Source organism: Reyranella sp. (genome assembly GCF_004296935.1).
Lineage (GTDB): Bacteria > Pseudomonadota > Alphaproteobacteria > Reyranellales > Reyranellaceae > Reyranella.
The window spans coordinates 1-26,064 of record NZ_SCVH01000108.1; the positions used below are offsets into that span (position 1 = coordinate 1).

General features: G+C 65.4%; 26 protein-coding genes and 1 tRNA gene. 6 read left to right on the plus strand and 21 right to left on the minus strand.

All coding sequences use genetic code 11. The annotated features are described in order from the left end of the window. Positions 1–449: 449 nt before the first annotated feature. The 9 genes from EPO55_RS15805 to EPO55_RS15845 all read right to left on the minus strand — a co-directional run bounded on the left by EPO55_RS15805 (position 450) and on the right by EPO55_RS15845 (position 7,273). The gene (locus EPO55_RS15805; protein ID WP_296337930.1) at positions 450–770 is read right to left on the minus strand and encodes a hypothetical protein; all 321 of its coding nucleotides are present in this window, start codon (positions 768–770) and stop codon (positions 450–452) included. 74 nt (positions 771–844) lie between these two features. Then, entirely contained in the window at positions 845–1,198 is a 354-nt protein-coding gene (locus EPO55_RS15810; protein ID WP_296337931.1) for a hypothetical protein, read from the minus strand. Positions 1,199–1,201: 3 nt separating this feature from the next. Further along, positions 1,202–2,353, minus strand: coding sequence for a hypothetical protein (locus EPO55_RS15815; protein ID WP_296337932.1), 1,152 nt, complete (start codon positions 2,351–2,353; stop codon positions 1,202–1,204). Positions 2,354–2,416: 63 nt separating this feature from the next. Further along, positions 2,417–3,295 (minus strand): hypothetical protein, encoded by an 879-nt coding sequence (locus EPO55_RS15820; protein WP_296337933.1) that lies wholly within the window; start codon positions 3,293–3,295, stop codon positions 2,417–2,419. A gap of 95 nt (positions 3,296–3,390) precedes the next feature. After that, complete coding sequence (locus EPO55_RS15825) at positions 3,391–3,534, minus strand: hypothetical protein (RefSeq protein WP_296337934.1); 144 nt, start codon at positions 3,532–3,534, stop codon at positions 3,391–3,393. A 33-nt stretch (positions 3,535–3,567) separates the two neighbouring features. Continuing rightward, positions 3,568–3,819, minus strand: coding sequence for a hypothetical protein (locus tag EPO55_RS15830; RefSeq protein WP_296337935.1), 252 nt, complete (start codon positions 3,817–3,819; stop codon positions 3,568–3,570). Between the two features lie 60 nt (positions 3,820–3,879). After that, on the minus strand, positions 3,880–4,101 hold the full coding sequence (locus EPO55_RS15835; protein WP_296337936.1) for a hypothetical protein: 222 nt from the start codon (positions 4,099–4,101) through the stop codon (positions 3,880–3,882). A 90-nt stretch (positions 4,102–4,191) separates the two neighbouring features. Beyond that, positions 4,192–5,874 (minus strand): hypothetical protein, encoded by a 1,683-nt coding sequence (locus tag EPO55_RS15840; RefSeq protein WP_296337937.1) that lies wholly within the window; start codon positions 5,872–5,874, stop codon positions 4,192–4,194. A 181-nt stretch (positions 5,875–6,055) separates the two neighbouring features. Beyond that, positions 6,056–7,273, minus strand: a complete 1,218-nt coding sequence (locus EPO55_RS15845) for an MFS transporter (RefSeq protein WP_296337938.1) — start codon at positions 7,271–7,273, stop codon at positions 6,056–6,058. An 88-nt stretch (positions 7,274–7,361) separates the two neighbouring features. Here EPO55_RS15845 and EPO55_RS15850 point away from each other — a divergent pair, with 88 nt between their 5' ends. Together EPO55_RS15850 and EPO55_RS15855 are read left to right on the plus strand one after the other, a co-directional pair. Continuing rightward, on the plus strand, positions 7,362–7,754 hold the full coding sequence (locus tag EPO55_RS15850; protein WP_296337939.1) for a hypothetical protein: 393 nt from the start codon (positions 7,362–7,364) through the stop codon (positions 7,752–7,754). Between the two features lie 195 nt (positions 7,755–7,949). Next, complete coding sequence (locus EPO55_RS15855) at positions 7,950–8,942, plus strand: tripartite tricarboxylate transporter substrate binding protein (protein WP_296337940.1); 993 nt, start codon at positions 7,950–7,952, stop codon at positions 8,940–8,942. Between the two features lie 16 nt (positions 8,943–8,958). Here EPO55_RS15855 and EPO55_RS15860 read toward each other — a convergent pair whose 3' ends face one another. The 3 genes from EPO55_RS15860 to gor form a co-directional block, all read right to left on the minus strand. Then, positions 8,959–10,107 (minus strand): hypothetical protein, encoded by a 1,149-nt coding sequence (locus tag EPO55_RS15860; RefSeq protein ID WP_296337942.1) that lies wholly within the window; start codon positions 10,105–10,107, stop codon positions 8,959–8,961. Positions 10,108–10,147: 40 nt separating this feature from the next. Continuing rightward, entirely contained in the window at positions 10,148–11,596 is a 1,449-nt protein-coding gene (locus tag EPO55_RS15865) for a class II 3-deoxy-7-phosphoheptulonate synthase (protein ID WP_296337943.1), read from the minus strand. 124 nt (positions 11,597–11,720) lie between these two features. Continuing rightward, positions 11,721–13,106 (minus strand): glutathione-disulfide reductase, encoded by a 1,386-nt coding sequence (gene gor / locus EPO55_RS15870; protein ID WP_296337944.1) that lies wholly within the window; start codon positions 13,104–13,106, stop codon positions 11,721–11,723. A gap of 125 nt (positions 13,107–13,231) precedes the next feature. Between gor and EPO55_RS15875 the strand changes: the two genes are divergently transcribed. Beyond that, positions 13,232–13,729: an EF-hand domain-containing protein gene (locus EPO55_RS15875; RefSeq protein ID WP_296337945.1), complete on the plus strand. Its 498-nt coding sequence runs from the start codon at positions 13,232–13,234 to the stop codon at positions 13,727–13,729. Between the two features lie 77 nt (positions 13,730–13,806). On the opposite strand, the gene EPO55_RS15880 is transcribed toward EPO55_RS15875, so the two are convergent. The 5 genes from EPO55_RS15880 to EPO55_RS15900 form a co-directional block, all read right to left on the minus strand. Beyond that, positions 13,807–14,979, minus strand: a complete 1,173-nt coding sequence (locus EPO55_RS15880; RefSeq protein WP_296337960.1) for an ABC transporter substrate-binding protein — start codon at positions 14,977–14,979, stop codon at positions 13,807–13,809. Positions 14,980–15,164: 185 nt separating this feature from the next. Next, positions 15,165–16,172, minus strand: a complete 1,008-nt coding sequence (locus EPO55_RS15885; RefSeq protein ID WP_296337946.1) for a branched-chain amino acid ABC transporter permease — start codon at positions 16,170–16,172, stop codon at positions 15,165–15,167. A 1-nt stretch (position 16,173) separates the two neighbouring features. After that, positions 16,174–17,079 (minus strand): branched-chain amino acid ABC transporter permease, encoded by a 906-nt coding sequence (locus tag EPO55_RS15890; RefSeq protein ID WP_296337947.1) that lies wholly within the window; start codon positions 17,077–17,079, stop codon positions 16,174–16,176. Positions 17,080–17,088: 9 nt separating this feature from the next. Continuing rightward, complete coding sequence (locus EPO55_RS15895) at positions 17,089–17,802, minus strand: ABC transporter ATP-binding protein (RefSeq protein ID WP_296337948.1); 714 nt, start codon at positions 17,800–17,802, stop codon at positions 17,089–17,091. After that, positions 17,802–18,590 (minus strand): ABC transporter ATP-binding protein, encoded by a 789-nt coding sequence (locus tag EPO55_RS15900; protein ID WP_296337950.1) that lies wholly within the window; start codon positions 18,588–18,590, stop codon positions 17,802–17,804. The genes EPO55_RS15895 and EPO55_RS15900 overlap by 1 nt, the downstream gene beginning before the upstream one ends. 518 nt (positions 18,591–19,108) lie before the next feature. On the opposite strand from EPO55_RS15900, the gene EPO55_RS15905 reads away from it, so the two are divergent. Then, on the plus strand, positions 19,109–19,948 hold the full coding sequence (locus tag EPO55_RS15905; RefSeq protein ID WP_296337951.1) for an EF-hand domain-containing protein: 840 nt from the start codon (positions 19,109–19,111) through the stop codon (positions 19,946–19,948). Between the two features lie 54 nt (positions 19,949–20,002). On the opposite strand, the gene glmS is transcribed toward EPO55_RS15905, so the two are convergent. Both glmS and glmU read right to left on the minus strand, forming a co-directional pair. Continuing rightward, entirely contained in the window at positions 20,003–21,826 is a 1,824-nt protein-coding gene (glmS, locus tag EPO55_RS15910) for a glutamine--fructose-6-phosphate transaminase (isomerizing) (protein ID WP_296337952.1), read from the minus strand. Between the two features lie 23 nt (positions 21,827–21,849). Beyond that, positions 21,850–23,208 carry a bifunctional UDP-N-acetylglucosamine diphosphorylase/glucosamine-1-phosphate N-acetyltransferase GlmU gene (glmU, locus tag EPO55_RS15915; RefSeq protein WP_296337954.1) on the minus strand — a complete coding sequence of 453 codons (1,359 nt, stop codon included), beginning with the start codon at positions 23,206–23,208 and terminating at the stop codon, positions 21,850–21,852. Between the two features lie 53 nt (positions 23,209–23,261). Between glmU and EPO55_RS15920 the strand changes: the two genes are divergently transcribed. Beyond that, positions 23,262–23,963: an HAD-IA family hydrolase gene (locus EPO55_RS15920; RefSeq protein WP_296337956.1), complete on the plus strand. Its 702-nt coding sequence runs from the start codon at positions 23,262–23,264 to the stop codon at positions 23,961–23,963. Positions 23,964–23,985: 22 nt separating this feature from the next. Here EPO55_RS15920 and EPO55_RS15925 read toward each other — a convergent pair whose 3' ends face one another. After that, positions 23,986–25,212 (minus strand): cation:proton antiporter, encoded by a 1,227-nt coding sequence (locus EPO55_RS15925; RefSeq protein ID WP_296337957.1) that lies wholly within the window; start codon positions 25,210–25,212, stop codon positions 23,986–23,988. 62 nt (positions 25,213–25,274) lie between these two features. Here EPO55_RS15925 and EPO55_RS15930 point away from each other — a divergent pair. Further along, positions 25,275–25,349, plus strand: a tRNA-Val gene (locus tag EPO55_RS15930). A gap of 37 nt (positions 25,350–25,386) precedes the next feature. Here EPO55_RS15930 and EPO55_RS15935 read toward each other — a convergent pair. Next, on the minus strand, positions 25,387–25,767 hold the full coding sequence (locus EPO55_RS15935) for a hypothetical protein (protein ID WP_296337958.1): 381 nt from the start codon (positions 25,765–25,767) through the stop codon (positions 25,387–25,389). Between the last annotated feature and the right edge of the window lie 297 nt (positions 25,768–26,064).

Genomic DNA, 26,064 nt, shown 5'->3' on the forward strand with positions numbered 1-26,064 from the left:
GCCATTTTTTTACCTCCAGAAGAAATATGTATCGTAGGGAATATGCGCGTCGGGTTCTTTGCGAGGATTAGAGCCTCCGACGCGTTGGCCATTTCGATCTTGCAGCGCGCCCCAATTTCGATCGATCACATACGGCCGCTGTCGATTGGGATACGGACTGTTGGGATCTCCTGGCATGACCCTTATGTGGTCATGTTCGTTGTTGGGATTGACATAGGTTACACCTCCACCCTTCCGCGACAGAATCACCCGCCAGTCCCTGGGAATGCCCAGCGGCCTCTCCTGCCTGCCGCCACCCGGCAGTTCGCCACTGCCACTCGAAGTCGCTCCCGGACCACTGGGCGAGGGCAGCGGGCCGCCGGCAGCTCTTGCCCGGGCCTCCAGCAACTCCTGCCGAAGCCGCAAAGTCGCTTCGCGATCCGGCACCCAACCAGGCGCAGAGAGCGTGGTCAGCGCGGGATTGTTGGGCTCCAGTCGCTCCAGAGCTTCGCGGTGGACATTGTAGATGCCCTGGCGCGTTTCATCAGCGGTCGTTCCTTCAGCTCATGGAGCGCCGGCATGGTGCCGGCGATGGCATGCAGCGCGGCCTCGCCGCTTTGCGCCGAGACCCCGGTCTCGGGATCGTGCAGCAGGCCGCGCACGTGGCCCGCAAACTCGGTGTCGAGCTGGCGCGCGAACATCTCGTCGACGCGGATCGCGTGCTCATCGACTGGCCACGGCTCCGCCTCCGGCTGTGCCACTGGCACGGTCGGGTAGATCGTCGTTCCCATGTTTGGTATCTCCGCAGGCACAAAAAGCCCGCCGCGGCAGGTGCCGGGCGGGCGCATGGTCGAGAGGACCGCCGTCAGGTGGCGGGCCTAAGCAGAGCGAGAAACCGCCCCGCCGCTTCGCGCACCTTCACCCAACCGGGGTGGTCGATCACTTCCTGCCACGGCAGTTCAGGACCGCCGATCTTGTCGAAGTCCCGCATACGGTCGACGAATTCCTTGCCTGCCATTTTCTGCGCCTCGTCAAGACCGAGCTCAGGGCGCGCGTACTCGCCGAGGAAGGAATCGCTGAACACTTCATTGTAAATTTCCTCGGGACTGGTCGGGTAGTTGCTTTTTCCAGACCAAGCGTCGTGCAAGACATCCCGATCGGCGATTGCATCGAGGACGCTGAAGGCATCGCCGAGCCATATTTTCCTATCCAATGCCATGCCTCATCTCCAGAAAAAATAGACGTCGTAGGGTATGTGCGCATCCGGATGGCGTCTCGGATCGGATCCCGGGACAGGTTGGCCATTTCGATCTTGCAGCGCCCCCCAATTTCGATCGATCACGTACGGCCGCTGTCGATTGGGATATGGACTGTTGGGATCTCCTGGCATGACCCTTATGTGGTCATGTTCGTTGCTGGGATTGACATAGGTCACGCCACCCCCCTTGTCGGACATTACCACCCGCCAGTCCCTGGGAATGCCCAGCGGCCGCGCCAGCCTGCCGCCACCCGGCAGATCCGCACCACCGCTCGAAGGCGCTCCCGGACCACCGGGCGAGGGCAGCGGTCCGCCGGCCGCCCTCGCCCGGGCCTCCAGCAATTCCTGCCGAAGCCGCAATGCCGCTTCACGATCCGGAACCCAGCCAGGCGCAGAGAGCGTGGTCAGCGCGGGATTGTTGGGCTCCAGTTGCCGGAGAGCTTCGCGGTGAGCATTGTAGATGCCCTGGCGCGTTTCCTCGGTGGGCGTTGATTCGCGCCGCCCCGTGCCTCGGCGCGACGGCGTGTTGCCACTGTTGGCCTGCACGATATTGGGATCGCCGGCATGGTCGCCAGGCGGGCCTTCATCGGTGTCGTCGAAGATCGCTTCGTCGGTCGATGGGAGACCTTGCGGCGTGTCCGGCTCCACGGTCGGAATGGACGAGACATCGGGCCGGATGCGTTCAGTCTCTTCTACGACGATCCTGTCGATGTCCTCGCGGTTGGGTGCGTGGCCTTCGATGGCTTCGAAGCTATCGAACTGATCGCGTGCGCTGGCGCGAGCCTCGACCGCTTCCCGGCCATCGGTGTCGACGCCTCTTGCATCGAGTGCCCTGTCGATGCCGAGCCGCGTCCACCGATAGCGAACGAAGGCCGGGCTCGAGGCTCCCTCGACAATCACCTTCTGCGCACCGGCAAAGCGCGCACGGTCTTCGTCATCCAGCGAGAGGCGATGGCGATCGAGGTCGATGCCAGCGAAGGCGTCGGGCTCGTAGACCATCTGGCGGTCGAGCTGTTCGAAGAGGTCGCGGTCAGTCCGGAGGCGGCAATCGATGCAGAAGGCTTCGAGGCCGTGCCATTGATCGGGCGGCAGCCAGTCGCGGATGTCCGACGGCATTTTCAGAAGCGACGCACCGGCGTTTTTCCGGGCCCACTCCAGCGCGGCGACGCCGGCCTCCGACTACTGCTTCTGCCACTGCCGCTCGGCGCGGCGCTGGGCGAAGGCTGCGACCTGGCCGATTCCGGCACGCACCTCGTCGCTTGCATCGTCAGGCGTCAGCTCGGCGGCACGCTCCGCAAAGACCTCGGCACCGGGCGGCCCTGCCGGTTCGATCGGGATGCCTGCCATGTCGCGGTCGACGTCGCGGTAGACGGCGGCCTCGCGGGCCTGGGCGAAGCGGCGGTCGATTGGCGCCTGGCGCTCGGGATCGATGACCGGGCGGGCGTGGTCGTAGAGGCCCGAGGCGCCGTCGAGATCGTCCTGGCGGATCGCGGTCTCGACCGCGCCGGCATAGAGGTCACTAAGACCCATGCGGACACGCATGTCGGTCTCAATCGGATCCCAGCCGCGGCGCTCGCCCTGGTAGCGCAGTTCCTCGACCGCCGTCCGGCCGAGCTTCCGCAGATATGCCGGGTCGTGCCACGACGTCGCCGCGTCCTGGTTCAGGCCGGCGATGCGGTCGGCGACGCTTCGGTCGTCGACCTCGACCGTGGCGCGTTGTGCCAGGCGGCCCAGCGTGCCGGCCGCCCAGTCGAGCCGCGTCTCGATCAGGGGTTCGAGAATGCTGCGCTGACGCGGGCCGATGGCCTGGGCCAGTGTCCGCTCCTTCAGCTCGCCCAGCGCCGGCATCGCGCCGGCGATGGCTTCGAGCGCCGCCTCGCCGCGCTGGGCCGAGACCCCGGTCTCGGGATCGTGCAGCAGGCCGCGCACGCCGGCGGAAAACTCGGTGTCGAGCTGGCGCGCGAACATCTCGTCGACGCGGATCGTGTGGTCGTCAACTGGCCACGGCTCCGCCGCGGGCTCTGCCTCAGGCAGGCCCGGGATCGGGATTCTTCCCATGTTTGCTGTCTCCGCAGGCACAAAAAGCCCGCCGCGGCGGGTGCCGGGCGGGCCATTAAGTGGCGATTTCAGTCAGATGGACGAAACCAAATCACTCAAGCCAGATTGGCCGACGACACGTCAGCCTTGCCGTGATCGGTCTCGACGGCGCGACGCATGAAGCGCACGCCAATGCGTGGCGAGTCGGCAACCAGTGGCTGGTCGAAGACACCCGTCTGATCGAGCCGACGGTAAGACAACACGTGCTCGGCGACGCGGCAGACCAGTCACTATCAATGCCTGACGGAATACGTGAGCTTCTTGTGCGTGGCCTTGTCGAATCCTTCTGTCCAGCTCGTCTTGTCGACGGTTCGACGGTGTATTCGCCAGCCGTCAGGGTAGTCGCGAAAGCCACGCAAGACGCCGAGCCTTTCAATTGCCCGCCGCGCCTGCTCCTCGGTGGAGAAGACTCCCGCGGTCTTGTTGCGCCAACGGCCGAGTTCCGGGTCGTCATGAACATGGTAGAGAAAGTATACGGCGGTCATCGTTCGTCTCCTATTGTGTGGCCGCAGACTTGCGGCAATGTCTCGAGCGCTGTCCGATGTCTAAAAGAAGCCCTCGTCCCAATAGTCGACGATGCTGTCGAGTTCGTGGGGCGATATGTACCAGGCCTTTTCGGGAAAATCGCGAAAGCCAGGCTTGTCACGGAGTTGCGCCACGGCGCGCTCGGCGAGGTCTAGGCTGGAATAGACGCCGATCAACTTCTCGTTGTCGCCGTCGTCCAGCGTGTCGAGATCGAGATGATTGACGATGTAGACGAATGTCACGGAAGTCTCCTGCATGAGAGAACATTGTCGTCGATTTGACGATAGAGCGTAAGCTCGCAGCGGTTGTGGCGTTAGGCTGCGTACGCCACCCTAAGCTTCCATATCCATCGGGAAGCCGGTTGTAGGGGTGCGGTAGCCGCGGTCGAAATGCTTCTTCAACTGTTGATATTCGCGGCCGGTCTCACTCCATTTTCCCGGTCCGTATTGTTCGTCCATTATCCGCCGTGCAGCAGCCTTGCCGTTTTCTCCGACCAGAGGACGCTGTCCACGTGCCCAACTAGGGATGTCTTTTGCCGCGTCCTTCCCACTCGCACCGGGTATCGGCTCCTGATACCGCGGAGTACGCGTCGGCATCCTCGGCACGACGAATGGCGGCTTTGCCTGTGCCAAGTCGCCGTCCACTTCTCCTGATACGATGCCATCGACGTCCTGGCCGTTTGGTGATCTGCCTTCGACTGCTTCGAAGTCGCCAAGCAGCTCGCGCACGTTCGCGCGAATGACACGTGCTTCGGGGCCGTCGGTGTCGATGCCCTTCGCCTCCAGTGCTCGGTCGGTGCCGAGACGAGCGCGCCGGTAGCGGATGATGGCCGAATCCGAACTGCCGTCAGTGATCGCCTTCTGCGCACCGGCGAAGCGCGCATGGTCCTCGTCGTCGAGCGACAGGCGATGGCGGTCGAGATCGACGCCGGCGAAGGCGTCGGGCTCGTAGATCATCTGGCGGTCGAGGCGCTCGAAGAGGTCGCGGTCGGTCCTGAGACGGCCCTCGATGAAGAGAGTTTCGAGGCCGCGTTGCTGGTCGGGGGCCAGCCAGTCACAGATGTCTGACGGTATCGCCAGAAACGATCGGCCGGGGTTCTTTCCGAACCAGTCCAGCGCCGCGACGCCGGCCTCGGCCTGCTGTTTCTGCCACTGCCGCTCGGCGCGGCGTTGGGCGTGCGCGGCCACTTGGGCGATGCCGGCGCGCACCTCGTCGCTCGCATCCTCGGGTGTCAATTCGGCAGCACGTTCCGCGAAGACCTCGGCGCTCGGCGGCCCGGCCGGTTCGAGCGGGATGCCCGCCATGTCGCGATCGACATCGCAGTAGAGGGCAACCTCGCGAGCCCGGACGAAGCGGCGGTCGATTGCGGCCTGGCGCTCAAGGGCGATGACGACACGGGCGTGGTCGTAGAGAGCCGAGGCGCCATCAAGATCTTCCTGGCGGATCGCAGTCTCGATCGCGCCGGCATAGAGGTCGCTCAGGCCAGCACGGACACGCGTATCGGTCTCGGCCGGATCCCAGCCGCGGCGCTCGCCCTGGTATCGCAGTTCCTCGACCGCCGTCCGGCCGAGCTTCCGCAGATATGCCGGGTCCTGCCACGCCGTCGCCGCATCCTGGTTCAGGCCGGCGATGCGCTCGGCGACACTCTGGTCATCGACCTCGACCGTGGCGCGTTGCGCCAACCGGCTCAGCGTGCCGGCGGCCCAGTCGAGCCGCGTCTCGATCAGGGGTTCGAGAATGCTGCGCTGACGCGGACCAATAGCCTGGGTCAGCGTCCGCTCCTTCAGCTCGCCCAATGCCGGCATGGCGCCGGCGATGGCTTCGAGCGCCGCCTCGCCGCGCTGGGCCGAGACCCCGGTCTCGGCATCGTGCAACAGGCCACACACGTGGCCTGCAAACTCGTTGTCGAGCTGGCGCGCGAACATCTCGTCGACACGGATCGTTTGTTCGTCGACCGGCCACGGCTCCGCCTCCGGCTGTGCCACTGGCACGGTCGGGTAGATCGTCGTTCCCATGTTTGGTGTCTCCGCAGGCACGAAAAAGCCCGCCGCGGCGGGTGCCGGGCGGGCTGGGTGGGCGGATATGAGGTCCGCCAGAGTAGGCTTTTTCTTAGCCTATTCCTGCTGAATCTGTCAATAGTTCCGAAAGAATACTATTTTACTTCTTCTGAACGCAGCGAAGCGCCCCCTTCCCTCCCTACTCCACCGTCCGCATCGACCAGATCCGCGAGCGGGCCAGGACCACCGCGATCAGCACCATCATCGCAAAGGCCGGCACCAACATTGCCACCTGCAGGCCCCAGATCGAGCAGATCGTCCCCGTGATCAAGGCGCCGATCGGGCCGCCGCCGCCGAGGCCGAGCTGAAACAGCGACATCAGGCGGGCGCGGTGGGTGGCCGGCGCCACGATCTGAATGACGGTCCGGCTCTGCGTCATGGTGATGCCGGCGCCCAGGCCCCAGATGAAATTCAGGGCCACGAAGACGGGAAACGGCGGCAGGCTCGCCAGTGCTACCAGCACGACCGAACCCGCGGCGACGGCGATGCCGATCAGCCGTCCGCGCAGGGTGAAGCGGCGGGCCAACGCCGCGAAGGCCATGGCGGCCAGGATCGTGGCGGCCCAGAAGGCGAGATTGACATAGGCGAGTTCCTGCGCGCCGCCGTGATAATTGTCGCGCACGGCGAGCGGCAGCAGGGCCATGAACGGCCCGACATAGAAGATGCCGACACCGAAATTGAGCAGCAGCACCGGCCAGATCTGGTCGGACCTGGCTGCCGCCGATACGCCCTCGCCGACGCTCCGCCAGAAGCCCGGATGTTCGGCCGGCGGATGCGGCGGCGGGTCGGGCAGCCGCCACACGGCGAGGCAGCCCAGCAGCACCAGCGTGGCATGTAACAGCAGCAACGGGACCGGGCCGAAACGGTCGGCCGACGAGGCGAAGGCGATACCCAGCAGCTGGCCACCGAACTGCAGCGCCGTGGCGAGGGCCACCGCGCGGGCGAGGTTGCCCTGCGCCAGGGCCGGCAGCAGCGCGTCGCGCGTCGGCACGGCAAAGGCCCCAATCGAGCCCGCGACGACGCCATAGGCGATCAGCAGCGGATAGCTGAGGCCGCCCTCCATCATCAGCACCAGGGCAAGTGCCAGCGGCGGCATGGCGTAGAGAGCGTGATAGCCGAGCAGCAGGCGGCGCGGGTTGCCGCGGTCGGCGACCAGCCCGCCCAGGGGAAGAAAGAGCAGCGACGGCGCCATGATCGCCGCCTGAGCCACGCCCACGGCGAAGGCATCCATGTGGAGAACGACCGCGACCAGCCACGGAAACAGCACCATCTGGATGCCGAGCGGCACGAACCAGCTCGCGAGACCCAGCAGATAGACCGGAAAGGCGTTCGGGCGGGAAGTGGCGGGGCCGGACACGGGTGGTACTTGCTCCGGGACAGGAGGAACTATATCTTGTAGTGGCTTAGTGCCGCTTCCTCATCCAATAGTCAAAGACACCAAACCCGTGTCGACTTTCAACCGCGCTACCTTGGTCAAGGTCCTGGAAATACTCGACAGCAGCCACGCTGGCGAGGCGCTGGCTGCGGCCAAGCTCGCCTCGGCGATGGTGCGCGAGGCAGGTCTCACCTGGAACGATGTCCTGGCGCCCGAAATCCGCGGCCAGGCCCTCCCGGCCCCGGCTGCCACGCGCGAGATCGGGGCCGGTCCCTTCGGCTACCGCCGCGACCGCGAGCTCTCGCCGCACGAGCAATTCTTCATGGTGCTGCTGAGCCCGCGCACGCCCAGCGAGATCAAGCGCAAGCTGCGCGGCCTCGAAGCGCGCGTTCTCGATGGCGAGATCACGCCGCAGGAAACCCAGGACCTGAAATTCATGTACCAGAGCTTCGTCGTCGGCTGACGACGACGTCCCGTTCCAGGCTCGATACGAAGCATTTTCGTCTGGCCTTCGTGAATTAATCGACCGAACCGTTTCATTGATCGAAGGCGCGCGTGCCGCCAATTCTTGAATCGTCACAGGAGACGATTCATGACCGCACGATGTTGATCCCGAAGCGTCCGAAAAACACTTCACAGAAACTCCGGGGTCCCTTCCATGACGAACATCAATCGTCGCCGCTTCGCGGCGCTCCTACCTGCCGCCGCCACCGTCGCCGCCACGCCTTTCCCCTCGCATGCCCAGGATCCGTTTCCGGTCCGTCCGATCAGGCTCATCGTGCCATGGCCTCCCGGCGGCGGCGTCGACACCTTTGCCCGCGTCATCCAGGGGCCGCTCGGCAGCCAGCTCGGCCAGACGGTGGTGATCGACAATATCGGCGGCGGATCGGGTCGCGTCGGGACCCAGACGGCCTCGCGCGCCCAGCCGGACGGCTATACGTTCCTGCTGGCCAACGACACCTTTGCCGCCACCGAGGCCCTGCCGGTCGCCGGCGCGGCAACGCTGCGGTCGGCCTTCACGCCCGTCACGCTCGCGATCTCAGGACCGCAGGGCGTCTTCACGCATCCCCGTTCCGGCTTCGTGACGATCGAGGATTTCGTCGCCGCCGCGAAGGCACGACCGGGCGTGCTCAACGTCGGCGTGCCCGGCCTCGCGAGTTCGCAGCATCTCACGAGTGAATTGCTGCTCCGCGCGGCGGGAAACGTCAGCGTGACGCACGTCCCCTACCGTGGCGGCGGTCCCCTGCTGCAGGACCTGATCGCCGGAAACATCGATGCCGGCGTGGTCACCTTCGCCGCCGGCGCACAGCAGGCCGCCAGCGGACAGCTCGTGGCGCTGGCGGTCACGAGCCCCGCGCGCTCGCCGGGCTTTCCGAAAGTGCCGGCAGCGGCCGAAGCGGTGGCCCCGGGCTTCGCGCAAACCACCTGGATGGGCCTGTTCGCCCCGAAAGGAACGCCTGAAGCGGCACAGCTTCTCTTCCATACCGCGGTGCTTGCTGTCCTCGGCGATTCCAAGGTGATCGACCGCCTGACCACGCTGGGCTTCGAACCCGCCGGACTCGACCGCACCCGCTTTGTGCAACTCTTCGATCAGACGATCGCGACATTCGCGAACATCGCCGCTGAAAAGGGAATTGCCGGCGCCAGTTAGGCCGCGAGCAGGACGCTTAAAGCGGGCGCGTGCTCCCATCAGGCCGCACGCGATGCAGAAACTCGCGGCCGATCTTCACGCGCTTCTGGCCGTCGTACTCGACGATGTCGGCGGTGGCGTAGGTCTCAGTCCAGTTCGACGGCAGGAACGAGCCCGAGCCCACCACGTCGATCGGCGACTTGGCTTCGGCCATGATCCGGCACTTGGCCGGGCCGAAGCCCGACGAGGCCACGATCCTGACCTTGCCGAAGCCGTTGCGGTCGAGTTCGGCGCGCAGATGGAAGATCGCCGCGGCCGAGACGCCGGTTCCGACGAGGTAGCGAAGCTCCTCCTCGCTGCGGTAGCCGCGGATCGACTCGGGCGAGAACCGCTCCAGCACGGCGTAGGACGACGCCGGGTCCAGCCCCTCGATGTAGCGGCCGCCGGTGGTGTCGAGCCGGAGCGACAGCATTCCCTTGGCGGCAAGCTCGGGAAAGCGCCGGCATACTTCGAGCGAATCGGAGACCTCGCGCGCAAAGTAATCGACCAGCACGGTCATCGGTTCACCGGGGAAGGTCTCGTGAAACATCTCGGCAGCGCGCAACGTGGAGCCCGCGTAGCCGATCAGCGCGTGCGGCATGGTGCCGAGGCCTCGCTCCTGCCCGAAGAAGTGCGCGGTCGCGTGAGTGGCGTTGCCGATGAAGCCGACCGCCCCAACCTTGCGCTTGGCGCGAGCCGAGCCGACCGAGGCGGCATAGGCCATCATTTCGGCCATTTCCTGGCCGGCGCAGTGGCGCGCGTCCATGGCGAGGAAGGCCGCCTTCGGCATATCGGCGCACATCGTCCAGGCATTGTAGGCGGCAACGCAGGCCGGCCCCAGCTTCTGCAGGAAGATCGTCTCGAGATCGACGAGATGGAAGAAGGAGCCGGTGATGTACATCATCGGCTCGCCGGCGCCGACCCACTTGCCCTCGCCGTAGCGCAGGTCGAGTTCGACCTCGGTGTTGCGCTCGCGGCCGGTTTCCTCCAGCCAGTCGAGCGCCAGCCGGGGGGCGAACACCACCGGGCGACGCATGAATATGGCGTAGGTCACCTGACAGTCGCCGAACTTGCCGATCACCTGCTTCGAGCGATTGAAGTAGTGATCGGTGTAGAGTTCGATTTCGCCGTTATTTGGATGCGTCATCGGCCCTCCCCGGCCCCCGCGCTCCGACCGCCCGCGGCGGTCAGACCGCCGGTCGTGCCCGCGCAACCGAAAGACGCTCCGCCTTGAGCTGTTCGGCGAGCAGGAAGGCAAGCTCGAGCACCTGGCTGGCATTGAGCCGCGGGTCGCACTGCGTCTCGTAGCGCTCATTGAGGTTGTCGACGGTGATCTCGGTCGAGCCGCCGATGCACTCCGTCACTTCCTGGCCGGTCATCTCGAAATGGACGCCGCCCGGATGGGTGCCCTCGGCGCGATGCACGGCGAAGAACTCCTTCACTTCGCGCAGGATCGCGTCGAAGTGGCGCGTCTTGCGGCCGTTGTTGGCGGTCACCGTGTTGCCGTGCATGGGATCGCACGACCAGACGACCGACTTGCCAGCCCGCTTCACCGCGCGCACGAGCGGCGGCAGCTTCTCGGCCACCTTTTCCGCGCCCATGCGCACGATCAGCACGATGCGGCCGGGCTCGTTCGCCGGATTGAGCGTATCGATCAGGCGCAGCGTGTCGTCGGTCGAGAGCGACGGGCCGCACTTGAAGCCAATCGGGTTGCGGACGCCGCGCAGGAACTCGACATGCGCGCCGTCGGGTTGGCGCGTGCGGTCGCCGATCCACACCATGTGGGCGGAACAGTCGTACCATTCGCCCGAGGTCGAATCGACGCGGGTCAGCGCCTCCTCGTAAGGCAGCAGCAGCGCCTCGTGGCTGGTGAAGAAATCGGTCTCCGCGATCTGCGGCGTGGTCGCCGAACTGAGGCCGCAGGCGGCCATGAAGTTCAGCGTTTCGTCGAGACGGGCGGCGAGATCGTGGTAGCGCTCCGATGCCGGCGAGTTGCGCACGAAGTCGAGGTTCCAGCGGTTGACCTCGTGCAGGTCTGCATAGCCGCCCTGGGCAAAGGCGCGCAGCAGGTTCAGCGTCGCGGCCGACTGGTTGTAGGCCTGCACCATGCGCTCCGGATCGGGCAGGCGCGAAGCGGCAGTGAATTCGAAGCCGTTGACGTTGTCGCCGCGGTAGGACGGCAGCTCGACGTCGCCGATCTTCTCGACGTTGGACGAGCGCGGCTTGGCGAACTGGCCGGCCATGCGGCCCACCTTCACCACCGGCACGCCCGCGCCATAGGTCAGCACGACGGCCATCTGCAGCAACACGCGGAAGGTGTCGCGGATGTTGTTGGCGGTGAAGTCGGCGAAGCTCTCGGCGCAATCGCCGCCCTGCAGCAGGAAGGCGTCGCCATTGGCGACCTTGGCCAGCGCCGCCTTGAGCTTGCGCGCCTCGCCGGCAAAGACCAGCGGCGGGTAGCGGCGCAGGCGGGCCTCGGCGCCAGCCAGAAGGGCGGCATCGGGATAGACCGGCATCTGCTGCGCCGGCTTGCCGCGCCAGCTGGTCAGCGACCAGTCAGTGGCGCTCGAACTGCGGGATTGCGCTTTCGCGGCCGTCCGGGCGCCTGCCCGGGTCGAGCCCTGGATCGCGGTCATCGTCTTGTCTCCATGCTCCCCGGACCGGCCATTTTTGGACCATCCAGCCGCCGGGGTGGGTGAACCTATACGGGCTGTGGATGAATTGCCAGATGGCCGGAAATGCCGGCCGGGGCTGCTTTCGCTACTCGGCCGCGGCCCGGGTGGGGGTCGTATCGGCACGGGCCGTCCGCATGGTGACGAATTCCTCGCCGGCCGTGGGGTGTATTCCAACGGTGGCATCGAAATGGGCCTTGGTGGCACCCGCCTTGATCGCCACGGCGAGGCCCTGGATCAGTTCGGCGGCATCGTCGCCCACCATGTGGGCGCCCACGACCTTGTCGGTGGCGACCTCCACGATGAGCTTCATGAAGGTGCGCTGTTGGCGCCCCGACAGGGTGTATTTCATCGGACGGAAGGCGGCCGTGAATATCCTGAGGTCACCCAGGGTCCGCTTCGCCTCTTCCTCGGTCAGGCCGACATTGGCCATCTCGGGCTGGCAGAACACCGCCGACGGCACGCCACGATGGTCGGGCTTGCGTGGCTTCTTGCCAAACTCGGTATCGGCGAAGCAGTGGCCCTCCATGATCGCCACCGGCGTGAGGTTGATGCGGTCGGTGACGTCGCCCACCGCCCAGATATTTTCGGCCGTCGTCTTCGACCATTCGTCGACGGCGATGGCGCCCACCTTGTCGAGTTGAATTCCCACCTTCTCGAGCCCGATACCCTTGGTGTTGGGCGCGCGGCCGGTGGCGTACATCACCAGGTCGGTCTCGAACATGCCGCCCAGCGGCGTGTGAATCTCGTAGGGACCGTTCTCGCCCTTCTTCACGATGCGGCCGATCTCCATCTCGGTGCGCAGCTTGACGCCGCTCTCCTTCAGCGCATCGTGCACGAAGGTGCGGCATTCCTCGTCGAAGCCGCGCAGCACGCGGTCGCGGCGCAGCACCAGGTCGACGTGGACGCCGAGGCCGTTGAAGATGCCGGCGAATTCGACGGCGATGTAGCCCGCGCCCACGATGGCGATCCGCTTGGGCAGCTCGGGCAGATGGAACGCCTCGTTGGAGGTGATCGCGAGTTCGCAGCCCGGGATCGACGGGATCACCGGATGGCCGCCGGTCGCGATCAGGATCTTGTCGGCGGTGACCGTCTGCTCGCCCACCTGAATCGTGTGGCGGTCCATCAGCCGACCGCGGCCCATGTGAAGTTTGACGCCGGCGCCGTCGAGCAGGCGCAGGTAGACGGCGTTGAGCCGATCGACTTCCCTGTTCACGTTGTCGCGCAGCGTCGGCCACGACAGGCTGGGCGCCGGCACGGTCCAGCCGAACGCCTCGGCATCCTCGAACTCGTGCGTGAACTTCGAGCCATAGACCAGGAGCTTCTTCGGGACACAGCCGCGGATCACGCAGGTGCCGCCGACGCGATAATCCTCGCAGATGCCGACGCGAGCGCCGTGGGTGGCGGCAATCCGCGAGGCGCGCACGCCGCCCGAACCGGCGCCGATGACGAAGAGATCGTAGTCGTAGGCCATAAGAACAAAACCTCACCGCGGCCACAATTCGGTCGCGGGGCAGACTATATCGGTGCTTAAACGGCCCGGTAAGGGCAATGGAACGAGCAAATCCATTTCCTGATACAACCAAAAGGATATGGCCGATGCCGAAGTTGTTCCCGCTCGCGACCGCCCTCCTGATCCTCGCTTTCCCCGCCTTCGCCGCCCCCGGCGATCAGGCGCCCACCGCTCCCGCCACATCGGCGGCTCTGCCGGTGCGCGCGCCGTCCGGCGTCATGCGCTACGACGCCAACAAGGACGGCGCCGTCGACCGCGCCGAATGGAAGGCGGGCCAGGAGGCCCGCTTCAAGCGCCTCGACACAAACGGCGACGGCAAGCTCAACCAGGATGAACTCTTCGCCCGCACGCCGGCAGCCGGCAATAGCGTGCTGCCCAGCGATCGCCAGGCCGGGCGTCAATCGGCCTACTTCCAGCGCCTGGATGCCGACAAGGACGGGCTGGTCACCCTGGTCGAATTCATGGCCCAGGCGGAGCGCAACTTTGCGCGCTGCGACCTCGACAAGAACGGCCGCATCGACACCACGGAATGCCGCCAGGCGCTGCAGCGCAAGCCCGCCGAGCCCATCCGCAACACACGTTGATCGCCCGCCACTGATCGCTCGACGAAAAAGGCCGCCGGGTTCCGGCGGCCTTCTTCATCCTTTGCGATTTGCCGTGATCAGGTGCTTTCGGCCGACATGATGTCGCCGAACAGGTTCCAGGTCTCGCCCTTGAAACTGGCGAGCTGGACGGACTGCACCGGATAGAAGTCGGTCGGGCTGGTGTTGATGGTGATGCCCGGCAGCAGGAGCGGCACGCGCAGCTTCTGGTGGTTGGCCGCCTGGCGCATGAGGTTCTCGCGCGTCAGATCGTCGCCGCACTTCTTCAGGGTCTGTTCCATCAGGTACGACACCGCATAAGCATAGACATAGCTGCCATCGCTCTTGTTGGCGCCTGGCATCCACTTGTCCATCCAGGCACTCCAGGTCTTCATGTCGGCGTTATTGTTCCACTGCTTGTCGGTGGGATCCATGAGATACAACGCCGTGAGGATCCCCTGGCTGTTCTCCAGGCCGGCCGGCTTCAACGTCGAAGCGACCGAGGACGAGACGTTGTTCAGGTAGTGCACGGGCTTCCACCCCAGATCGGCCGCCTTGCGGATCGCCTGCGCCGCGAACTTGGGGATCGAGATGTTGAAGAAGACGTTGGCGCCCGAGTCCTTGAGCTGGATGATCTGGGAATCGACCGTCGGGTCGGTCGTCTCGTAGGTCACGTGCTTGACGACCTTGCCGATGTCCTTGCCGAGGCCTTCCTTGAAGCCCTCCCAGTAATCCTTGCCGTAGTCGTCGTTCTGCATCAGCACGCCGATCTTGGCGTCCTTGTGGTTGGCCAGGATGTGCTTGGCATAGATGACGGCTTCGGTGTGGTAGTCGGGCTGGAAGCCCATCGTCCACGGGAACTCCTTGGGCTTGCCCCACTTCGAGGCGCCGGTCGCGACGAAGAGCTGCGGCACCTTCTTCTGGTTCATGTACTTGTGGATCGCCGTGTTGGTCGGCGTGCCAAGGGTCTGGAACATCGCCAGCACCTTCTCCTGCTCGACGAGCTGGCGGACCAGCTCGACGGTCTTCGGCGGCGAATAGCCGTCATCGAGGGTGACGAACTTCACCATGCGGCCGTTGATGCCGCCACGGTCGTTGACGCTCTTCCAGTAAGCCTCGATGCACTTGCCGATCACACCGTAGGACGACGCCGGGCCGCTGTAGGGGTTGGTGTTGCCGATCTTGATTTCCTTGTCGGTCGCCCCGTCGGAGTACTTCTTCTGCGCCAGCGCCACGCCGGACGCCGACAGCATCGCAACGGTCGAAACGCCGCCGACAAAATTACGCCTGGTAGTCTTCAATGTTGCCTCCACTGTTTGTTCATTGTGAATATAAGCGTCGCGCGAAATCCGCTTGCTGAAAAGAGAAAAACGCCGCCTCAGCTATACAAACCTCCAATGTTGCGGCGCACCAAAAGGCCAGGAGCCTTTGGCCGGGATCACCCCCGCACGCCACGCAGCTTGCGCCAAGCCAGATAGACGCCGCCGACGATACCCATCGGCATCAGATACATCAGAGCAATGAGCAGGACACCGAACACGGTGTAGGCCGACAGGTCGAAAGGCAGCCCGAGGTCGTTCCTCACGAACAACGAAAGCGCCTGGGCCGAATTGTCGACCAGCACGTAGAAGATGCCGCCGGCCACCGAGCCCGCCAGCGAGCCGACTCCGCCCACCACTAGGCCGATCAGGAACTTGATCGACAGGAAGATGTTGAAGCTGTCGGGTGCCACGAAGGCGATGGCCGACGCCGACAGCGCACCGGCGATGCCGGTATAGGCGGCGCTGATGCCGAAGGTGACCGTCTTGTAGAGCGCCGTATCGATACCCATCGTGTCGGCCGCCATGTACTGGTCGCGGATCGCCATCATCGCCCGACCACTGCGACTGTTCAGCATGTTGGCGGCGGCCCAGTACAGCACCACCATGACGATCAGGCAGTAGTAGTACAGCCACTGGTCTTCGCTGAGGGGCAGGCCGAACGGTACCTCGGGCTTGTTGAGCACGATGCCCTGGACGCCGCCGGTCATGCCTTCGAGCCACTTGTACTTCAGGATCTGCGGTACCGCGAGCGCCAGCGCGAAGGTGGCGAGTGCCAGATAATGGCCCTCGAGCTTGAGCGCCGGCAGGCCGAACAGATAGCCGACGATGAAGCAGACGACCGCCGCGCACGGCAGCGTCGCCCAGTAGGGCATGTTCAGATGGTCCATCAACACGGCGGCCGTATAGGCGCCGACCGCGTAGAAAGCACCGTGACCCAGGGAGATCTGGCCGTTGAAGCCCGTCAGCAGGTTCAACCCCAGTACCGCGATCGCGGCAATGATCATCGTGCTGACCAGGAACAGCCGGTACCCGGAAACAACGTCGGGAAACAACGGATGCAGAAGCGGCACGAGGAAGGCCAGCGCCAAGAGGACCCAGAGCAACTTCTTCGGAAACGCCGGCATCTCAGACCCTCTTCACGACGACCCGGCCGAACAGGCCGGCGGGCTTAACCGTGAGCACGGTGATGACGATGATCAGCGCCACGGTGAGCTTCTCGCCGTTGCCGATGATGTAGATGCCGGTCGCCTTCTCGATCTGGTTTCCGGCGAAGGCCACCATGTTCTCGAGCACGCCGACGATGAAGCCGCCCAGCACCGCGCCGCCGGGATTGCTGATGCCGCCGACCAAGGCGCTGGCGAAGGCGTAGAGCAGGATGCCGCCCATCATGTTGGGATCGAGATAGACGATGTGGGCGACCATGATGCCGGCCACCGCACCGACCGACGCCGCGAGCCCCCAACCCAGCGCCAGCATCCAGTCGACGCGCACGCCGACCAGGCGGGCCATCTGCGGGTTCTGCGCCGCCGCGCGCATGGCGAGGCCCAGCGGCGTGTAGCGGAAGAACACGAACAGCAGGCCCAGCACGATCAGGGTGACCACCACGACGCCGAGCTGATGTGGCCCGATGACGCCGGCTATGCCGAAACTCGACTTGGGGAACGGCGAGGGGAATTCCTTGATCAGGTAACTCCAGATCGCGCCCGCCATCGAATTGCAGATCGCCAGCAGTCCAATGAAAACGACGATGATCGAAAGGACCGGCGCATTGTGCAGCGGTCTCAGGATCGCCCGTTCGATGATCACACCCAGCACGAAGGAAAAGGCCACCGCGGCGATAAACGCCACCCAGAAGCTCAGTCCCCAGGTCATCAGCTGCCAGCTGATGTAGGTCGAGAACATCGCCATCTCGCCCTGGGCGAAATTGATGTGGTCGGTCGAGACGTAGATCATCACCAGCGCGAGCGCCACGCAGGCGTAGATGGCACCGTTGGCGAGGCCGGAAGCGAGTTGCTGTATGAACTGTTCCATAATCCTGCCTCAGTATCCGAGATACGACTTGCGGACATTCTCGTCGTCCTTGATGACCGCCGAAGGCCCCGACATGACGACCCGTCCGGTCTCCAGCACGTAGGCGTGCGTGGCGAGGTCCAGGGCCAGTGCGGCGTTCTGCTCGACCAGCAGGATGCTCACCTTCTCGTCTTCATTGATGCGCCGCAGGATTCGGAAGATCTCGACCACGATCAGCGGCGCGAGGCCAAACGACGGCTCGTCGAGCAGCATCAGGCGCGGCTTCAGCATCAGGGCGCGGGCGATCGCCAGCATCTGTTGCTCGCCGCCCGACAGCGTGCCGGCCTGCTGCTGCAGGCGCTCCTTCAGCCGCGGGAAATAGCCGAACACGCGCTCGAGATCGGCCTGCACAGCTGCCTTGTCCCGGCGGGTGTAGGCGGCGACCCGCAGGTTCTCGTCAACGGTAAGCGTCGTGAAGGTGCCTCGGCCCTCGGGCACATGGGCGACCCGGAGCCGCACGATTTCCTCGGTCGCCCGGCCGGCGATATCCTTGCCGTCGAAGCGGATCGCGCCCTCGGTGCGGACCATGTTGCAGATGGCCCGCAGTGTCGTCGTCTTGCCCGCACCATTGGCGCCCAGCAGGGTGGTGATGCCGCCATTCGGGATATCGAAACCGACGTCGTACAGCGACTGCGTCTGGCCGTAGAACGCCTTCAGCCCCTTCACTTCCAGCAGCGCGGCCATTACGAGGTCCCCAGATAGGCGCGGATCACTTCGGGATCGCGCTGCACTTCCGCTGGTGTGCCGTCAGCAATCTTCTTGCCGAAATCGATGGCGACGACCTTGTCGGAAACCGACATGACGAGGCTCATGTGGTGCTCGACCAGCAGCACGGTAACGTTCTGCATGTCTCGCACCCGCCGGATCTGGACCTTGAGCACATCGATCTCGTCGTGGTTGAGACCGGCCGCCGGCTCGTCGAGCAGCAGCAGCTTGGGACTGGAAGCGAGCGCCCGTGCCAACTCGACCCGCTTGCGGATCGGGAACGGAAGGCCACCGGCCCGCGCCGAGGTGAAAGGCACGAGGTCCATGAACTCGATCAATTCGAGCGAACGCCTGGCGATCTGTTCTTCTTCGCCGTGCACCTTGGGCAAGCGCAGCGCATTGTCGAAGAAACTGGTCGAGCTGCGGCTGTGGCAGCCGACCTTGATGTTGTCGAGCACCGACATGTTGTCGAACAGCGCCACGTTCTGGAAGGTGCGGCCGATGCCGATCTGCGGGATGGCGTGGCGCGGCCGCCCGAGGATCGATTGGCCTTCGAACAGAATGTCGCCGCCGCTCGGCGTGTAGAGCCGGCTGAGGCAATTGAAGAGGGTTGTCTTGCCGGCGCCGTTGGGGCCGATGAGGCCGGCGACCTGGCCGGCAAATACGTCGAACGTCACACCATCAAGGGCGACGATGCCGCCGAAGCGGACGGATACGTCGCGCACGCTGAGCAGCGGCGACCCGCTGGATGAAAACTGTCCTGCCATGTTCCCACTGGTTTTGCCGGCCACCGCGACCCGTGCGGTGTTTCGGCGAAATTCCCCTTGCCTCCCAAGTACTTGCGACCCTTCTCCGGGGTCTGCATATTGTACCACGATGGCGTATCCGGCTTCAGGACGCAACTCAAATGGCGCGCGCCATTCTTTCGGCGTCTTTGTCCTGCATGGTGAGAGCGCCGCGCGGACGTTGACAGATGGCCCATGGCGACCGATACGAATCACCCTCTCTTAACGCGGGCCTACCGCCGATGAATCGTTTTCTAGCTCCGATCCTCCTTGTCGCCGCGATTGCGTTGCCGGCGTCGGCTCAGACCCCGCCGACCCAGGGTTGGCCAGCCAACCGCCCGCCGCAAGCAGCGCCTCCCGCTGCCGCGCCGAAGGCGCCACAGGCCGCTCCGCCCGCAGCGGCTGCGCCGCCGGCGGGACAGCAGGCAGCGCCGGGAGCCCCGCCGCCGATTCCGCTGCCTTCATGGTTCGCCGAAATCGACATCAACAAGAAAGGCGAAGTGACGCGCGCCGAGTTCCTGAAGTACCGCATGAAGTCCTTCGAGCAGCTCGACGTGAACAAGGACGGCAAGCTGACGGTCGAGGAATTCCTCAAGGTCGTCGAACCGCCGCTGTCGCCCGATGTGCCCAACAAGCCGCCGCTCGAGGAGCTTCGCAGCCGCGCGCGCACCGAGTTCCAGAACCTCGACACCAACCGCGACGGCTTCGTCGAGCGTGCCGAGGCGGAAGCGCTGGTCCACGCCGAGTTCAACCAGTACGACACCGACCGCGACAACAAGATCACCGAGCCTGAGGTGCGGCTCATCGTGCAGCGCTCGCTGCAGCGCGAGGCGGGCGAGCGCCAGCAGATCGAAGCGCGCCGCCGCCAGGGCATGGTGACTCTCAACGAGTTCATCGACATGCAGATGCGCAACGCCGATCAGCTCGACAAGAACAACGACGGCAAGGTCAGCCAGCAGGAATATCTCGCCCTGGCCGGCCCGGCCGACGGACCGCAGGCCAAGAACCTGCTGCCGTTCGACCTGCGCAAGCAGATCGCGCTCCGCAAGTTCGCCGAGATCGACACCAACAAGGATGCCCAACTAGACCGCGTCGAACTGACCGCCTACGCCGTCAAGCAGTTCCTCGAGATGGACCTCAACAAGGACCGCTTCCTCAGCGAGGAAGAGTTCAAGAAGGCCCAGGATGCCGAGAGCAAGAAGATCCAGGCGCAGGTCCAGGCCATGCAGCCGGCAACCCCGCCGCAGCCACGTCCGGCGCCGGCCCAGCCGCGTGGTGCCCAGCCCGCGCCGCAGCCCGCTCCCGGCCTGGCTCCCGGCCTGCCACAAGGCACGCGTTAGCCGGAGGGCACGCGCCAGGACGATACGCGGCCCGGTCGGGGAACCTCCCCGGCCCTATTCGACCGTGACGCTCTTGGCGAGATTGCGTGGCTGGTCGATGTCGGTGCCCTTCGCCAAGGCGGTGTAGTAGGCGAGCAGCTGCACCGCGACGGTGTAGAGGATCGGCGCCACGATCGGATCGATATCGGGGACCATGATCGACGTCTCGGCCTTGGCGCCCAGCCGTGCCACGCCGGCCTTGTCGCTCAACAACACCAGCCTTCCGCCCCGCGCCCTCACCTGCTCGAAGTTCGAGGCGATCTTGTCGAAAATCGCGTCGGTCGGCGCCACCACGACGACCGGCACCGCGTCGTCGATCAACGCGATCGGACCGTGCTTCATCTCGCCGCCAGCGTAGCCCTCGGCGTGAATGTAGGACAGTTCCTTCAGCTTGAGCGCGCCCTCGAGCGCCACCGGGAAGGACGAGCCGCGGCCGATGTAGAGCACGTCGCGCGCCGCGGCGAGCGTGTTCTCGGCGATGCGGCGATAGTCCTCTTCCATGTTCAACGTCTCGTTGACGCGTGCCGGCAGCTCGATCATGGCGAGCGCCAGACGCTCCTCCTCCTCGCGCGACAACGTTCCGCGCGCTCGTCCGGCGGCAATCGCCGCGGCCAGCAGCACGATGAGCTGCGTGGTGAAGGCCTTGGTCGAGGCGACACCGATCTCGGGTCCGGCCTGGGTCAGCAGCACGACGTGCGACAGCCGCGCGATGGCGCTTTCCGGGACATTGACCACGGACAGCAACGTCTGCTTCTGCGACTGCGCATAGCGCAGCGCCTCCAGCGTATCGATGGTCTCGCCCGACTGGGAAACGGCGATGCAGACGCCACCCTCGGGCAGCGGCGGCTCGCGATAGCGGAACTCCGAGGCGACCTCGATCTCGACTGGCATGCGCGCCAGCTTCTCGAACCAGTATTTCGCGACCATGCAGGCGTAGAACGCCGTGCCGCAGGCCGTCATGGTCACACGGCTCACCTTCGACCAGTCGAGCGGCATGGCGGGAAGCCGGACCGAGCGCGTCGCCGGATCGAGGTAGGAATGCAGCGTGTCGCCGATCACCGCCGGCTGCTCATGGATCTCCTTCAGCATGAAGTGCTGATGGTTGCCCTTGCCCATCAAGGCGCCACTGAGGCCGCTCTTCTTGATCGGCCGCTTCACCTTCTGCGTGCCCTGGTAGACCGTGGCGCCGTCGGTCTTCAGCACGACCCAGTCGTCATCCTCCAGGTAGCTCACCCGGCTGGTGAAGGGCGCCAGCGCCAGCGCGTCGGTGCCGATGTACATCTCGCCGTCGCCGTAGCCCACCGCCAGCGAGCTGCCGCGCCGTGCCCCCATCAGGATGTCGTGGCGGCCGCTGAACAGCGCGACCAGCGCGAAGGCGCCGCGCAGGTGGCCCATCGCATTGCCCATCGCCTCCTCCGGCGACATCTGATGCTCGAGGTAGGAGGTGAGCAGCTGCGCCACCACTTCGGTGTCGGTGTCGCTCTCGAACCTGCGGCCTTCAGCCAGGAGTTCGTCCTTCAACTCCTGGAAATTCTCGATGATGCCGTTGTGCACGATCGCCACCCGGTCGGTGGCGATTGGATGGGCGTTACGCTCAGAGGGCTTGCCATGGGTCGCCCAGCGGGTGTGGCCGATGCCGATGATGCCGGGCAGCGGCTCCTTCACCAGTCGTGCCTCGAGATTGACAAGCTTGCCTTCGGCCCGGCGGCGCTCGATGTGGCCGTTCACCAGGGTGGCGACACCGGCCGAATCGTAGCCGCGATACTCGAGTCGCTTCAGCGCCTCGACCAGCAGGGGTGTGACCGGCGCCTTGCCAAGAATTCCGATGATGCCGCACATGGGGGAAAATCCGGAGGGGGTGGCTATTTCTTCTTGCCGCTTTTGGCCTTGGCTGCGCGGAGTTTCAGCTTGCCACGAAGTTCGTCCGCAAGCCCGCGTTTTGTGACTTGCCGGGCCCGGCCGAAGACCACCGCGCCGGCCGGCACGTCGTGGGTGATGACACTTCCCGCCGGGACATAGGCGCCGGCGCCGATGCGGACCGGCGCCACCAGGGAACTGTTCGAGCCGACAAAGGCATTGCGACCGACCCGCGTGCGATACTTGCCGAAGCCGTCGTAGTTTACCGCGATCATGCCGGCGCCCATGTTGCTGCCGGCGCCGATGTCGGAATCGCCGAGATAGGCCAGATGATTGGCCTTGGCACCGCGGCCCATGCGGGTGGCCTTGAGCTCGACGAAATTGCCGATATGGACGTTCTCGCCGACGATCGAGCCCGGCCGAATGCGGGCGAATGGTCCGACAATGGCGCCCCGACCGATGCGCGCACCCTCGATGTCGCAGAACGCCTTGATCTCGACGCCAGCCGACACGTTCACGCCCGGCCCGAAGCGCACATTCGGTCCGATGCTTACATCCCGCCCCAGCCTGGTGTCGGCGCACAGCCACACTGTGTCAGGGTCGGTCATCGTCACACCGGCCTTCATATGCTTGGTGCGCAGGCGCAGCTGCAGCGCGCGTTCCGCCGCTGCCAGCTCGGCGCGGGAATTGATGCCCTGGAACTCGGTCTCTTCGCCGTCGACCGTGATCGCCTTGTGGCCGGCGGCGCGCGCGATGGCGACGGCATCGGTCAGATAGAATTCACGCTTGGCGTTGTCGTTGCGGATCGCCGCCAGCAGCGCAGCGACGTGCTTGCCGTCCAGACATATGACGCCGGAATTGCAGAAATCGATCGCCTTCTCGGCAGCGTCGGCGTCCTTGCTCTCGACGATCTTCTCCAGCATGCCGCGACGGACGACCAACCGACCATAGGGCGACGGGTCGCGCGCCACGAAGCCCAGCGCACCGACGGTGGCACCGGTCCGACGGCAAGCGGCCACCAGGCGCCGCATGCTCGAGGCCGTAACCAGCGGCGCGTCGCCGTACACGACCAGCAGCGGGCCTTGATGGTCCTTCAACGCTCCGAGCGCCGCCTTGGCGGCGTCGCCGGTTCCGCGCGGCACTGCTTGCACGACCGTCCGGTGCGGCGCGAAGGCGGCAGCAACCGCCTTCTCGCCCGGCGCCACCACACCCACGATCCGTTCCGGCTTCAGCGCTGCGACATTCACCAGCACGTGGTGCAGCATCGGCTGCCCGGCCAGAGGATGCAGGACCTTCGGCAGCGCCGATTTCATGCGCTGCCCGGCCCCGGCGGCCAATATGACGACGGCTAGTGAGCTTGCCATGTGGCTCCGATGCCACGGGCACCGCCCGCCCGCAAGTGTGCTAAAGGACTACCATGCATCCCAACGCAGACAATCTCATCGCCGGCCGTTTCGATACCGTGATCTACGATCTCGACGGCACCCTGATCGACAGCGCCCGCGACATGTGCGTGGCCGTGAGCCGCGTGCTGGCCGACCACGGCCTGCCGCCCATCACCGACCAGGACGCCCGGATCTTCATGGGCCAGGGCAGCAAGGTGACCGTGGGCAAGGCCTTCGCCAAGAACGGCCGGACGCTGGATGACGCCGCCCTCTCCGCCGCCACCCGCGAATTCGTCCGCTACTACGAGGCCGACCCGGTCAGCCACACCACGGCCTTCGACGGCGTGGCCGAGGTGGTCGCCAGGTTCTCCCGCCTCGGGCTCAGGCAGGGCGTCTGCACCAACAAGTTCGAGCGGCCGGCGCGCACCATCCTCGAGCACCTGAAGCTGATGCCGCCGATCGCCGACGTGGCCGGAGCCGACACCTTCCCCGTGCGCAAACCCGACCCCCAGCACATCCTGATGCTGGTCGAGCGCATGGGCGGCAATCCCGAGCGCACCGTCATGATCGGCGATTCGATCCATGACGCCGAGGCCGCCCACCGCGCCGGCATCCCGGCGGTGCTGGTGAGCTGGGGCTATACCCTGAAGCCTGCCAGCGAGCTTGGCGCCGACGCCGTGATCGACCGTTTCAGCGCCCTGCCCGACACCCTGGGGCAACTCGCCGCCCGATAGAGATGATTGACTTGCCGGCGCGTCACCTGCCAATGCGCCGCTCCGGCGCATCGGCGGCGAGCCCGGCCACCTGGCGGGCATAGAGCGCAATGCCCGGCTGCGCGCTCAACCCGTGCACAAAGATGCTGAGCAGCACCGTGGCGATGGTCGCCAGTCGAATGGTCGATTCCCCCGGTAGCCTGAACTCGTGTTCGAGATAGACCAGCCCGAGAACGATCGACGCCAACCCGCGCGGTCCAAACCATCCTATGAACAGCATCGTTGCACGGCCAAAGCCGGAACCGATCAGCGACAGCGCGACCGGCACCAGGCGGACCACGGTCAGACTGAGCACCGCATAGGCAGCAATGGCAAAGTCGATGTCGCTCCAGTTGCGGGCAACCACCATGCCGAACAGAAAAAACACCAACAGGTTGATGATCTGTCCCCAGATCTCGCCGAACTCCAGACTATGGCGGCCGGCATCCGGGAAACCCTTCTGGACCGCGAGACCCGCGACGAAGGCGGCAATGAACATGCTGGCGGCAACCGCGTCGGAGACCAGCAGGCAGAGCAGCGGCAGCGCCACGACGCCGCACTGCCTGAAGGGACCGGAGATCCAGTTGCGACGCGCGGCCCCACCCAGCAGCCAGCCGCCGACCAGGCCGATGGCGGCGCCGACCGCCACGCCGTAGCCGAGCTGCTCGACGACGAACTGGGCGAAGCTCGCGCGCGCGCCCTCCTCCGAAGCCGCCGCCAAGGCAATGAAGAAGAGCAGGAACGGCACCGACAGGCCGTCGTTCAGCCCGGCCTCGACATTGAGCGCCTGCCGGATCTGCAACGGCGCGCGCGGGCTGGTCACCACGACCTGGCCGAGGCCGGCATCGGTCGGCGCCAGGATCGCGGCCAGGATCGCCGCTTCCCAAAGCGTCAGATTCGGAAAGACCAGGCCTGCGGCGACCGCGCCCAGCAGAATGGTGAGCGGCAGGCCGACGGTGAGCAGGCGCGCCGGCAGGCTGCGAATGTTCCACAGCAGCGACAGGTTCGTGCGGCCGGCATCGCTGAACAGCAGCAGGACCAGGCCAAGCTCGGCGAGATGGAGGAAGACATGAGAGCTGAGCACGGCAGCCAGGGCCCCCGGGGCCGCGGTGCCGGCAACGATGCCCGCTACGGTGAAGACGATAGGGCCGGTGACGACCGTCCCCGCCAGCCGCTGCGACACCAGACCGTAAGCAAATACGAGAACGATGAAGACCGCGAGAAGTGCCATTTCCGCCCGTTTTTCCCTGCCCGTTGACGATTCGGCCGCCACGCCCTATACGCGCCCCTTCCGGGCGCTTAGCTCAGCGGGAGAGCACACCCTTCACACGGGTGGGGTCGTAGGTTCAATCCCTACAGCGCCCACCACCGGTTTCTAAGGGCCTTTGGCACGTGCCAGAGGCCCTTACTTTTTGGGTTCGACCTTCGGCTGTTCAGCCAGCCACTTGCGGGCGTCGCGAAGGCTGCGGAAGAGCTTCACCGGCCTGTCGCCCTTGGTCACATCAGCAAAAGCATGGGCAAATCCAACCCGATGCGGGTTGATGACGAAAGCAACCGGACCGCGCCCCGAACCCGGATCGCCGCGCAGCATCGCCGCGATGTGCTCGACCTGCGCCTCGGTGAGATCCGAGGTCGACAGCGTGACATCGATGATCTTGCCGTAGTGCGGGACGTTCGCTTCGAGCAGCGCCTCGGTGTTGGCTTTGATTTCTTCCGGCGCGACATGGCCAATGGCGGCAATGACGACGGTGCGGTGAAGCGGCGAGATATCCATACTGATCGGCATGCAATCGTCACCAAGCTAGAGGACCAAGCTTTGAAGGCAACGCCTCAAGTCGACTCGTAGTTCCTAGCCACCCATCCTACTTGAGTGGATCGATCGCGCGCTACGTACCAGGATACGGAATCAAGTCTCGCTGTGCTATGAGCAATCCCGCAACGTCCACTCCATTTCCGGACACCGGGACATTTCGGGATCAACGGCTGATGACCAACGCGCTATCGCTCCGCCCTGGTGATCGCCTTCCGGATTTTGCGCTGCCCGGGCTCGACGGCAAGCTGCGCAAGTTCATCTGGTCGTTCA

Excerpts from the sequence above, each read along its gene's own strand:
- EPO55_RS15805 (WP_296337930.1), bottom strand. The coding sequence starts at position 770 with ATGGGAACGACGATCTACCCGACCGTGCCAGTGGCACAGCCGGAGGCG.
- EPO55_RS15810 (WP_296337931.1), bottom strand. The coding sequence starts at position 1,198 with ATGGCATTGGATAGGAAAATATGGCTCGGCGATGCCTTCAGCGTCCTC.
- EPO55_RS15815 (WP_296337932.1), bottom strand. The coding sequence starts at position 2,353 with ATGCCGTCGGACATCCGCGACTGGCTGCCGCCCGATCAATGGCACGGC.
- EPO55_RS15820 (WP_296337933.1), bottom strand. The coding sequence starts at position 3,295 with ATGGGAAGAATCCCGATCCCGGGCCTGCCTGAGGCAGAGCCCGCGGCG.
- EPO55_RS15830 (WP_296337935.1), bottom strand. The coding sequence starts at position 3,819 with ATGACCGCCGTATACTTTCTCTACCATGTTCATGACGACCCGGAACTC.
- EPO55_RS15840 (WP_296337937.1), bottom strand. The coding sequence starts at position 5,874 with ATGGGAACGACGATCTACCCGACCGTGCCAGTGGCACAGCCGGAGGCG.
- EPO55_RS15855 (WP_296337940.1), top strand. The coding sequence starts at position 7,950 with ATGACGAACATCAATCGTCGCCGCTTCGCGGCGCTCCTACCTGCCGCC.
- EPO55_RS15860 (WP_296337942.1), bottom strand. The coding sequence starts at position 10,107 with ATGACGCATCCAAATAACGGCGAAATCGAACTCTACACCGATCACTAC.
- EPO55_RS15865 (WP_296337943.1), bottom strand. The coding sequence starts at position 11,596 with ATGACCGCGATCCAGGGCTCGACCCGGGCAGGCGCCCGGACGGCCGCG.
- gor (WP_296337944.1), bottom strand. The coding sequence starts at position 13,106 with ATGGCCTACGACTACGATCTCTTCGTCATCGGCGCCGGTTCGGGCGGC.
- EPO55_RS15875 (WP_296337945.1), top strand. The coding sequence starts at position 13,232 with ATGCCGAAGTTGTTCCCGCTCGCGACCGCCCTCCTGATCCTCGCTTTC.
- EPO55_RS15880 (WP_296337960.1), bottom strand. The coding sequence starts at position 14,979 with ATGCTGTCGGCGTCCGGCGTGGCGCTGGCGCAGAAGAAGTACTCCGAC.
- EPO55_RS15885 (WP_296337946.1), bottom strand. The coding sequence starts at position 16,172 with ATGCCGGCGTTTCCGAAGAAGTTGCTCTGGGTCCTCTTGGCGCTGGCC.
- EPO55_RS15890 (WP_296337947.1), bottom strand. The coding sequence starts at position 17,079 with ATGGAACAGTTCATACAGCAACTCGCTTCCGGCCTCGCCAACGGTGCC.
- EPO55_RS15895 (WP_296337948.1), bottom strand. The coding sequence starts at position 17,802 with ATGGCCGCGCTGCTGGAAGTGAAGGGGCTGAAGGCGTTCTACGGCCAG.
- EPO55_RS15900 (WP_296337950.1), bottom strand. The coding sequence starts at position 18,590 with ATGGCAGGACAGTTTTCATCCAGCGGGTCGCCGCTGCTCAGCGTGCGC.
- glmS (WP_296337952.1), bottom strand. The coding sequence starts at position 21,826 with ATGTGCGGCATCATCGGAATTCTTGGCAAGGCGCCGGTCACACCCCTG.
- glmU (WP_296337954.1), bottom strand. The coding sequence starts at position 23,208 with ATGGCAAGCTCACTAGCCGTCGTCATATTGGCCGCCGGGGCCGGGCAG.
- EPO55_RS15920 (WP_296337956.1), top strand. The coding sequence starts at position 23,262 with ATGCATCCCAACGCAGACAATCTCATCGCCGGCCGTTTCGATACCGTG.
- EPO55_RS15925 (WP_296337957.1), bottom strand. The coding sequence starts at position 25,212 with ATGGCACTTCTCGCGGTCTTCATCGTTCTCGTATTTGCTTACGGTCTG.
- EPO55_RS15935 (WP_296337958.1), bottom strand. The coding sequence starts at position 25,767 with ATGCCGATCAGTATGGATATCTCGCCGCTTCACCGCACCGTCGTCATT.